This window comes from Leucobacter weissii, assembly GCF_017565745.1.
Lineage (GTDB): Bacteria > Actinomycetota > Actinomycetes > Actinomycetales > Microbacteriaceae > Leucobacter > Leucobacter weissii.
Map to the genome: position 1 here is coordinate 496,126 of NZ_JAGDYM010000004.1, position 9,506 is coordinate 505,631.

11 protein-coding genes, 1 tRNA gene and 1 pseudogene are annotated in these 9,506 nt (G+C 68.8%); 4 read left to right on the plus strand and 9 right to left on the minus strand.

The genetic code is table 11. The features are described 5' to 3' along the window. The first annotated feature begins 70 nt into the window (after nt 1-70). Both J4H92_RS04455 and dinB read left to right on the plus strand, forming a co-directional pair. Nucleotides 71-1,204, plus strand: coding sequence for a glutathione S-transferase family protein (locus tag J4H92_RS04455; protein WP_208096477.1), 1,134 nt, complete (start codon nt 71-73; stop codon nt 1,202-1,204). 10 nt (nt 1,205-1,214) lie between these two features. Then, nucleotides 1,215-2,447: a DNA polymerase IV gene (gene dinB, locus J4H92_RS04460; protein ID WP_341782996.1), complete on the plus strand. Its 1,233-nt coding sequence runs from the start codon at nt 1,215-1,217 to the stop codon at nt 2,445-2,447. Between the two features lie 15 nt (nt 2,448-2,462). Here dinB and J4H92_RS04465 read toward each other — a convergent pair whose 3' ends face one another. From J4H92_RS04465 to J4H92_RS04475, 3 genes are read right to left on the minus strand one after another with little or no spacing between them, the layout of a single operon-like run. Then, complete coding sequence (locus tag J4H92_RS04465) at nt 2,463-3,029, minus strand: DUF2017 family protein (protein WP_208096479.1); 567 nt, start codon at nt 3,027-3,029, stop codon at nt 2,463-2,465. After that, the gene (gene clpS, locus J4H92_RS04470) at nt 3,026-3,322 is read right to left on the minus strand and encodes an ATP-dependent Clp protease adapter ClpS (RefSeq protein ID WP_208096481.1); all 297 of its coding nucleotides are present in this window, start codon (nt 3,320-3,322) and stop codon (nt 3,026-3,028) included. Before clpS ends, J4H92_RS04465 begins: the two co-directional genes overlap by 4 nt. Beyond that, a complete protein-coding gene (locus tag J4H92_RS04475; protein ID WP_208096483.1) occupies nt 3,322-3,669 on the minus strand; it encodes a metallopeptidase family protein in 348 nt (115 codons plus the stop codon). Before J4H92_RS04475 ends, clpS begins: the two co-directional genes overlap by 1 nt. Nucleotides 3,670-3,818: 149 nt before the next feature. Between J4H92_RS04475 and J4H92_RS04480 the strand changes: the two genes are divergently transcribed. Together J4H92_RS04480 and J4H92_RS15285 are read left to right on the plus strand one after the other, a co-directional pair. After that, nucleotides 3,819-3,894, plus strand: a tRNA-His gene (locus tag J4H92_RS04480). Between the two features lie 100 nt (nt 3,895-3,994). Then, nucleotides 3,995-4,594, plus strand: a complete 600-nt coding sequence (locus J4H92_RS15285; protein WP_243751938.1) for a hypothetical protein — start codon at nt 3,995-3,997, stop codon at nt 4,592-4,594. On the opposite strand, the pseudogene J4H92_RS15290 reads toward J4H92_RS15285, so the two are convergent. The 6 genes and pseudogenes from J4H92_RS15290 to J4H92_RS04510 form a co-directional block, all read right to left on the minus strand. After that, nucleotides 4,520-5,566, minus strand: a pseudogene (locus J4H92_RS15290) (recombinase family protein); the annotation flags it as partial. The gene J4H92_RS15285 and the pseudogene J4H92_RS15290 overlap by 75 nt on opposite strands. Nucleotides 5,567-5,742: 176 nt before the next feature. Continuing rightward, nucleotides 5,743-5,949 carry a hypothetical protein gene (locus J4H92_RS04490; RefSeq protein WP_144589011.1) on the minus strand — a complete coding sequence of 69 codons (207 nt, stop codon included), beginning with the start codon at nt 5,947-5,949 and terminating at the stop codon, nt 5,743-5,745. Nucleotides 5,950-5,952: 3 nt separating this feature from the next. Continuing rightward, nucleotides 5,953-6,516, minus strand: coding sequence for a hypothetical protein (locus tag J4H92_RS04495; RefSeq protein WP_374935762.1), 564 nt, complete (start codon nt 6,514-6,516; stop codon nt 5,953-5,955). 11 nt (nt 6,517-6,527) lie between these two features. After that, the gene (locus J4H92_RS04500) at nt 6,528-6,965 is read right to left on the minus strand and encodes a single-stranded DNA-binding protein (RefSeq protein ID WP_026926260.1); all 438 of its coding nucleotides are present in this window, start codon (nt 6,963-6,965) and stop codon (nt 6,528-6,530) included. Between the two features lie 82 nt (nt 6,966-7,047). After that, a complete protein-coding gene (locus tag J4H92_RS04505) occupies nt 7,048-8,826 on the minus strand; it encodes a type IV secretory system conjugative DNA transfer family protein (RefSeq protein WP_208096485.1) in 1,779 nt (592 codons plus the stop codon). Next, nucleotides 8,823-9,371 carry a hypothetical protein gene (locus tag J4H92_RS04510; RefSeq protein WP_026926262.1) on the minus strand — a complete coding sequence of 183 codons (549 nt, stop codon included), beginning with the start codon at nt 9,369-9,371 and terminating at the stop codon, nt 8,823-8,825. The genes J4H92_RS04505 and J4H92_RS04510 overlap by 4 nt, the downstream gene beginning before the upstream one ends. Nucleotides 9,372-9,506: the final 135 nt, after the last annotated feature.

The window sequence follows — 9,506 nt, forward strand, 5'->3', positions numbered from 1 at the left end:
GCCCCGCCGGAGCCGCATAGAATCGAGTGGAACGGCTCGCGCGCGGCCCGGGCCGGGGGAGGGGAGTCGCATGAGCGAGACCGGAGCCGACGGCGAGCACTCGACCAGGGGCGCCTACGTGACGGGCGGAGCCGAGTTCACCCGCGACACGAACTACATCGAGGATCGCATCGTCGCGGATCCCGCGGCGGTGCGCGGGCTGCCCGCGCCGCCCGCGTCGAAGGTCGGGGCGGTGGGCTACGGCCTCCGCGAGGGGGCGGAGGCCTGGCCGGTCGAACCCGGCCGCTACCGCCTGGTCGCGGCGGCCGCGTGCCCCTGGGCGAACCGCGCCCTCATCGTGCGCCGACTCCTGGGGCTCGAGGGCGTCATCTCCGTCGGACGGCCCGGACCGGTGCACGACGCCAGATCCTGGACCTTCGACCTCGAGGGATCGCCCGAGAACGTCGGCGATCGCGACCCCGTGCTCGGCACGGCCCGGCTGCAGGAGAACTACTTCGCGCGCTTCCCCGGCTATCCGCGCGGCATCACGGTCCCCGCGATCGTCGATGTTCCGAGCGGGCGGGTGGTGACCAACGACTACCCTCAGATCACCCTCGACCTCTCGACGGAGTGGCGCGAGTTCCATCGCGACGGCGCGCCGGATCTGCTGCCGGACGGCGCGCTGGAGGAGATGTGGCCCGTGATCACCCGGATCTTCACCGAGGTCAACAACGGCGTGTACCGCTGCGGCTTCGCCGGCAGCCAGGACGCCTACGACGCCGCGTATCGACGGCTCTGGGCGGCGCTGGACTGGCTCGAGGAGCGGCTCGCCACCCGCCGCTACCTCATGGGCGGCACGATCACCGAGGCGGATGTCCGGCTCTTCACCACGCTCGTGCGCTTCGACCCGGTCTATCACGGGCACTTCAAGGCGAACCGGAACCGTCTGCTCGAGATGGAGCACCTGTGGGGCTACGCGCGCGACCTGTTCCAGACGCCGGGGTTCGGCGACACCGTCGACTTCGTCCAGATCAAACGGCACTACTACGTCACCCACGAGGACATCAACCCCACCCGGATCGTGCCGGACGGGCCGGAGCTGTCCAACTGGCTCGACCCCCACGGGCGGGAGCGCCTCGGCGGGGAGCCCTTCGGCGACGGCACGCCGCCCGCGCCGCCGACCGAGGGCGAGCGGGTCGTGCCCGGACACGGCCCGCTGGGCTGAGAGCGGCGAGGTGAGCGGAGCCGAGCGGAGCACGGCCTCGATCCTGCACGTCGACATGGACTCGTTCTTCGTCTCGGTCGAGCTGCAGGATCGCCCCGAGCTCCGCGGCCTTCCGACGGCCGTCGCGCACGACACCGGTCGCTCGGTCGTGTCGAGCGCCAGCTACGAGGCGCGCCGCTTCGGGGTGCGGTCGGCGATGCCCGTCGTCCGCGCGAAGCAGCTCTGCCCGGGACTGATCCTGATCGATCCGCACTTCGAGAAGTATCGCGCCGCCTCCCGGGAGGTGATGCAGGTGTTCCGCGAGTTCACCCCGCTGGTCGAGCCGCTCAGCATCGACGAGGCGTTCCTCGACGTGGCCGGATCCGCGCGCCTGTTCGGGCCGCCGGCCGAGATCGCCCGCCGGCTGAGGGAGCGCGTGCGCGAGCGCACCGGCCTTCCGGCCTCCGTGGGCCTCGCGAGCACGAAGCACGTCGCCAAGCTCGCCTCGCAGCGGGCCAAGCCCGACGGGGTGCTCGAGATCCCGCCCGAGCGCACGCTGGAGTTCCTGCACCCGCTTCCCGTCGAAGCGATCTGGGGCGTCGGCGGGGCCACCGCCCGTGCGCTGCACGGTCGCGCGATCCGCACCGTGGGGGAGCTCGCGCGCGAGCCGCTCGAGAGCCTGCGGCGGATCGTCGGCGCGGCCTCCGCCGAGAGGCTGCACGAGCTGGCGAACGGACGGGACGCGCGACGGGTGGAGACCGAGCGGGTCGAGAAGAGCATCGGTCACGAGGAGACGTTCGCCGTCGATCAGCGCGACCGCGCGGTGCTCGAGCGCGAGCTGCTGCGGCTCTCGACCCGGACGGGGGAGCGCTTGCGCGCGCAGGGACTCGCCGCCCGCACCGTGGCGATCAAGGTCCGCTACGACGACTTCACGACCGTCACGCGATCCCGCACCCTGGGCGAGGCGACCGGCACCACGCAGCGCCTCTATCGGACCGCGCGCGAACTCTTCGCGGAACTGGGAGACGGGCCGGGCGGCGGACCGCCGCGCCCCGTCCGGCTGATCGGCGTCCGCGCCGAGCAGCTCCTCCCGGAGGACAGCCGCGCCGCCGCGCTCTGGGACGAGGACGAGGAGTGGCGGGCCGTCGATCAGGCGGTGGACGAGGTGCGCGACCGTTTCGGCCGCGAGGGCGTCACTTCCGCGCGGCTGCTCGCTCGCCGCGAGGACGTCGTCGACCCGCGATCGCTGGAGCCGCCGCAGTAGTCGGCCGACCTCCCGTCAGCCCTCGTCGCCCATGCGCAGCATCGAGTCGATGATCGCCGCCAGCCAGTCGTAGACCAGAACGGTGCCGCGCTTCTCGTCGTCGGCGAGCAGCCTCGCATGATCGGATTCGGCGTTCAGGCCGATCCTGGCCGCGATGGCGAGTCGGAGCGCGGTGAGCGTGCGCACCCACGCCGGCAGGTTGGCGGGGGAGATCTCGATCTCCACGGGCGAGGGCTCCGCATCGGGCGCTGGAACCGCCCCGAGACCGATGGCGCCGCTCACCTCGAGCGCATCCTGCAGCTTGCGATTGAGCAGGCCCTGCTCGGTGACGCGACGGAACTGGGCGGAGGACTCGGCCGCCTCGTAGGCGTCGGGGAAGAGACGGGCGAGAGCCGGATCGCCGGGAAGCTGCTCCGAGCCGCCCACCTCGAGGCTCGCGAAAAGAGGGTCGGGATCGAGCGCGGTTCCGCTGTGATCGCGGAGCAGGTCGATCAACTGCCCCGTCAGCTGACCGAGCAGGTGCGCTTCGTCGAAGTCGAGGCGCAGGCGCAGGCCGCCTTCCTGCAGCGGAATCATCCTCATGACCGTTCCGCCTGCCGCACCGTCGCCCACAGCCCGTATCCGTGAAGCGCCTCGACGTGCAGCTCCATCATCTCGCGCCCGCCCTCCGCGACGACCGCGCTGCCGCTCGTGTGGACCCGCATCATCAGGCGCTCCGCGTGGGCGCGTTCGAAGCCGAAGTGCTGCTGGAACACGTAGGTGACGTACGACATCAGATTCACCGGGTCGTCCCACACCACCGTCTGCCAGGGAGGACTCGGCTCCGCGTCGGACTGCTCGCGCCGGTCCCTGCGGGTCTCCGCGTGGGCGATCATCAGCCCCACCCCAGCTCGTGGATCCGCGCTTCGCTCAGGCCGTAGAAGTGAGCGATCTCGTGCACCAGCGTGATCCTGATCTCCTTCGCCAGCTCGTCCAGATCGGCGCAGCGCTCGAGCAGGTTCTCGCGGAAGAGGATGATCCGGTCGGGCGCCTCGCCGTATCCGTAGATGCTGCGTTCCCTGAGGTTGAACCCCTCGTAGACACCGAGCAGGTCGCTGCCGTCGCCCGGGCGATCCTCCACCACGAAGATGATGTTGTCGAGCTCCGCGAGCATGTCGTCGTGCAAGCTGTCGAGGCCCTCGCTGACGAGAGCCTCGAATTCGTCGTGCGACACGCTGAGCATGCTTTCACCCTACAAGCGTCGGCCGGCCGAACACAGCATCGCAGCCCGTTTGCGGCGAATCGGAGGCCGCATCCCGTCCCGGTTCGTCGTGGACCGAGAGGATGGGATATGATCGTCGGGTTGCCCTGCGAGCACCGCCGGGCAGCGTGGTGGCTATAGCTCAGTTGGTAGAGCACCGGCTTGTGGTGCCGGTGGTCGCGGGTTCAAGTCCCGTTAGCCACCCCAAACGGGTCAGGTGTGAACTTGCGACCAAGGGGCCACCCTTGGTCGCGGTTCGCGCCTGGCCCATTTTCTTCGCCTCGGCGGCCCAGCTCAGGGCGTCGGCGTGGAGGCCGGAGAGGCTCAGTCCGTCATACGGGTTCCGGTAGCCGACGCGCACGTCGTTGTCCTCGTCGATGTAGATCGCCCTGAACAGTGCTTGGTTGCACAGTCGGCGGTTCGCGTCGTCGGCGTGCTCGTAGAGGTCGGCTGCGTTGGACAGCAGTTTCAGCGAGTCGTCGAGGTTCGCCCGCGCGTCGGCATAGTGGCCGTGGTGAGCGGTGATCCGGTGCTCGATGGTCCACAACGACGCGGTGATCCGGTCCTGCTCCTTCTTGAGCAGGTCGAGCGGGATGGCTCCGGCGTAGTGGGCTTGCAGCAACTTCTGCTGCTCGCCTTCGAGTTGGGTTCTCCGGGACGCGAGGTCGGCAAGTTCGGCGGCTCCTTCGGCCATCATCTCGTCGAACCGGGCATGGATCATCGCCGAGACCGCCTGCGTCGTCTCGGGATCGAGCTGCACCTTGGCATAGAAGCGCTCGATGAGCCGTTCGACCTGCTCGATGAGCATCGCCTGCCGGGTGCAGTCGCCTCTGCCACCATGCCTGCTCGCGCACACGAAGTACGGGTAGATCGTGCCCTGGCTGCTCTTGGCGTTGCACACCAGTAGCCGCGAGCCGCACTGGCCGCAGAACACCGTCCCCTTCAAGTAGTGCTCGTGGACTTGCGTTGCATCTGCTGCCGAGCGGTGCGTGCCGAGCACGGTCTGCACCTGGTCCCACACCTCGTTGGGGACGATGGCCTCGTGCGCTCCGGCATAGGTCACGCCCTGGTAGCGGACGCTGCCCTTGTAGTACGGGTTCGTCAGCATCCGATGCACCGACGACTTCCCGATGGGTCGGGACGGTCGCCGCGGCGACGCCGCTGTCGTGAGCCCGCGCGCTACGAGCTCCTGGTGAAGCTGGCTCGTCGTCCAGTCGCCGGATGCGAACACCTGGAACGCCCACCGCACCAACGGGGCTCGCTCCTCGTCGATCTCGACGGTGCGTACTTCCCGCCCGAACTCGTCGCGCACGCCGACGTTGCGGTAGCCGATGGGTGCCTTCGTCACGGTGCCGCCCTGCGCGGCCTTCTGCGACAGACCCTTGACGACCTCGGTGGCGAGGTTGCGGGAGTAGAACTCCGCGATCGAGGACATGATGCCGTGCAGCAGCATCCCGGACGGGGTCTCGTCGATGTTCTCCGTGGCCGACACCAGCGTGACGCCGGCGTCCTTGAGGGCGAGGTGGATGGTCACGTCGTCGGCTCGGTTGCGGGCGAGCCGGTCGACCTTGTGGACGATGCAGTAGTTCGTCTTGTGCTTCGCGACGTACTGGATCATCCGCATCAGTTCGGGCCGGTCGGCCTTGCGCGCGGACTCGCCCGCGTCGACGAACTCCTCGATGATCGTTGCTCCGAGCTGGTCGGCCTTGCGCTGGTTCGCCTCGCGCTGGGCCGGGATCGAGAAGCCCTCCGCCTGGCCGCCCTTCTCCGCCTGCTCCTTCGTGGAGACCCGTAGGTAGGAGACGGCGAATGATCCGGGGAACGGGGTGGGCGCTACGAGGCTGTCTATCGCGGTTCGGTCCGCGTCGATGATCGTCATGGCTCTTCTCCACAGTCACTGGTCCTGCCGACGCGGACTTGTGAGAGCGGATGTTGATCGTGAGAAGAGCCCGAAGGCTGTAGGACTAGGCCGAGTCGGCCACGTTTACTTTGCCTCGCCGTGGCGGCGAAGCGCTAGGACCACAACATCCGCCATCCGCGACGGATGCCTCCATTCTACGACGACGCGCTCGCGGAGGCACGAGGGCGCTTCGGTTGCGTCGATCCCTCCGAACGGCACGCTCCCGACTGTTGGAGCGCCAGGCGGATCAGCAGCTCGCAGAGCTTGTCCAGGTCGGGCGGCTCGTGGAACTCGGCGCGGATCGTCAGCTCGCGCTCGCTCTGTTGACGCTGCCCGGTCTTCCGTTCATAGCGGCGCGCCACGATTCACACCTCGCCCGTCTCCGGGTCGATGCCCGCGAAGAAGGCATCCTCTGCTTCCTGGCGCGCATCCACCATGTCGATCACGAACCGAACGAAGTCTTCGTCGCGATCCGTGATCGGTGAGTCCTCGATGGGCTGAGTGGGGTCTTCACCGGGCCAGCTCGTCTGGCGAGTCGGGCGGTCTCGGTCGAGCCGCGTACCGCAGGCCGACACCCAATCACGAAGGCGGGCACGGGCATCGGCGAAGTCGCGGTGCCAGCCGAGCGGTGCCGACCCATTCTGCTCGGGGTCGTATGCGCACAGCCAGTGCAGGTGCAGCGCCGACAGTTCCCAGAGGAGCTCGGGGTGACGGTGCCAGTAGGGCGGAACGACGCTGGCCGGAAGTCCGTAGGTGTGGCGAAGCCAGTCCACCCAACGGTTCAGTTCGAGCAACTCGGCTTCGAGATCGTTGGCGGTCAGCAGATTCCAGTTGACCGGATGCGGCGGCTCGGGCACGTCGAAACGCGGGGACGCGAGACCTGCCTCGGGTGGCATGTCGTCGTGCTCAGGGTGGAACTGATCGCTCATGGCGGGATCGCTCACATTCCGATGGCAGCCGCGGTGGACGGCGCGGCCTGCTGAGGTCCGGTGAACGCCGCGGCGTCTCGGCCGGAAGTGCGTTCGCTGCGATCCACCTCGTAGCGGGTGCGGGCGAGGTCGTGTCCGATGCGCGTCGCGATGAACTCCTCGCCCTCGTACCGCTGGCCGTTGCGCTCGTAGGAGTAGTCGCGCACCCGTCCGTCGGCGATGATGTTGTCGCCCTTGGCGAGCCGCTCGGCTCCCTGCTCGGCAGCACCGCGATACGCAATGAGGTCGTGGAACGTCGTCTCCAGTTGCGTAAAGGAGTTGTCGGGCTCCTTGCGGTAGTGCTCGATGCCGACCTTCATGTAGAGCCGTGCGTCGCCGCGGTCGGTGTAGCTGAGCTGCGGGTCCGAGGCGACAAAGCCGGAGATGGACTGGTGGGTACGAATGGCCATGATGGCGTCCTCCTGAACTCGGGCGACCAGCCGTGTGTGGCCGCTGTGTCAGGCAGGTGCGCTTCGGCACCCAGACGCAGCGTCAGGTGACAGGGCGGTGGCGCAGCAGTGTTTCGAGTTCGTCGCGGTCGCTGCGGAGTTGCGCGGCATCGGGGCGAGTCGGCCAGGCGCGGAGGTCGGTGACGATGGGCGGCGCGGAGCGCAGCATCGTGATGCCGGTGCCGAATGGCAGGGTGCGGATGCGGTCTGGCGGCAGGATCGGGACGCGGCGGATCGAGCGCTGGTTGGAGCGGGTGCCGTGGTCGCCGAGGGTCACGCTGTCGGTGTACTCGTCGCGCTCTCCGATGAGCGTGGAGAGGTCTTGGAGGTCGCGGCTGTTGGATGCGCCGCCGAGGATGATCTTGACGATGCTAGCGTCCCAGATCGCGCCGGCCTGGTGTTCACTCCACCTGTCGCGAGCCTGTGCGAGGGACTGCAAGACCGGCATTGTCGTGATCCCGGTGCCACCGCCTTCGGCCATGAGCGTCGGAAGTGAGGGCAGCGGGGCGAGATTCCCGATCTCGTCGAGCGCGAGCAGTAGCGGCGGGTCGAGCCGTGCTCCGGGCGAGCGGGCGGCAAGTCGGCGGGCGGTTTCGATGAGGTCTTCGACGAATGCCGCGACCAGCGATGCCGAGGCTCCTGCTCCTGCTTCGGTGGCGAGCAGGTACAGGGTGCCTTGTTCGGTGAGGAAGGTCTCGGGGTCGAAGTGCTCGTGCGGGCCTGGCGTGACGGCATCGAGTACGCGCGGGTCGGCGAGTGCGGCGAGTGCGAGGGAGACGCCTTGCCAGATGCTGTCGCGGGTCTTGGGGTCGGCGTCGATCATCGCGGCCAGTGAGTCGTCCCAGCCCATCGCGGCGTTCGGGTGTGAGTTGAGGATGGCGACGGCTTCGGACGCGGCGCTGGGGTCGAGGGTCCATCTGAACAGCTCGGCTGGCTGGCGGCCGTCGAGCGCGGCGGCATGCAGCAGGCTTTGGAGTGCGGTGCGGGTTTTGCCTTCCCAGAACCCGCCGGACTCGACCCCTCCGGCGCTGAGTCCTGTGGCGGCTGCGAGGCCGTTAGCGCGGATCATCGCGGTCAGCGGATCGTCACAGCCGCGAATGGGCGACCAGCGCAGCCCGGCGGGGATGCCTTCGGCGAGGTGTTGCGGGTCGAACACCGCGACCGGTCCGCCCCTGCGGCGTCGGGCGCGGAGGGTCGCGGTGAGGTTGTCGGGCCTGGTGCTGGTGGTGACGACCGCTCCGGGTGCGTCGAGGATCGCGTTGATGACGACATGTAGGCCCTTGCCTGAGCGGGGTGGGCCGATCAGCAGGATCGAGTCTTCGACAGATGCCCAGACCTTCGTCCCGCGACTGGCACCGAGGAGGTAGCCGACATCCTGCGGGGCTGGTGATTCCAAGGAGGGGCGCAGTGTGGCCGCGCGGTGCAGCAGTGCCTTCGCGGATGCTGCGGTCTTGACTTCATGGCTGGTCGCGATCCCGGCAAGGCGGTGCGGGTCGGTCTCGGTCTTCCGCGTGTGGCGGCGCAGCACGATCCACACCCAGACGATCCCGGTGGCGAGTCCGCCGAGCAGTGCCGCGCTGACGAGCCAGTAGGCGACCGGGTTGAGACCGTCGGCACCGAGCGCGGTTGCCGGGTCGCCGGGGTTGAACAGCACGGCGAGTCCCGCCGCTGCGCCGGCGTCTGGCTGGGGTGTGCCGGTGAGGAACGCGGCGACACTGCCACCGGCGCGGAGAACGAGGGCGATCCCGAACATGCCGATCAGCCCAATGAGGGCGGCATTGGTGAGTTCGTCGCCCATGCCCCCGGCCTGCCGCTGGTTCATGTCAGCCGCCGCACCGCGAGCGTGCCCGAGATGCGCCCGAACAGGATCACCTCGTGTGTGCCGTCGGGTAGGTCGTCGAGGTCGATGAGCGTCCGGGCTTCGCCGGTCCCGGTAGCGTCGGTGTGGGAGACGATCGTCGCGACAGCGACATCCTCGCCAGGCACGAACCCGCCCGCGGTGACCTCAGCCAAGCGCGGCACCCGTCGGGCGTGGCGACTTCGACGAGTTTCCGGCGCAGGGGTCTCGGACGGTGCGACTGCGCGTCGGGGTTTGCGGGTGCGGAGGATGTCGGTGAAGACGCTGCCGTCGTTCTCGCGCACCTCGACTCGGACTGCGATGGTGCGGTCGTTGGTGATGGCATCCATGAGCGGCCCGAACGTCGCGCGCGTCCAGTCGCCCGCGTCCGGCGACGCGAACGGTGTTCCATCGACCGTGGCGGTGAGGGTGCCGTCTGCGGCGACGGTGACGAGGACGTGCGGCAGCTCGACAGGAGCCGTGGCATCGTCTTCGTTCGGGGTGGATCGGCGCGGGCCGGTGAGGTTCATCGGTGTCCCGTCTCTAGACCCGCATCTTCCAGACTGATCTTCATGCCGCTTAGGTGCGTCTCCCCAGCCTCCAAGCTGGCCTCGACCACGTTCAGGAATCCTGATGGATAATCATGATTCCTGAGGGTTCTGCGG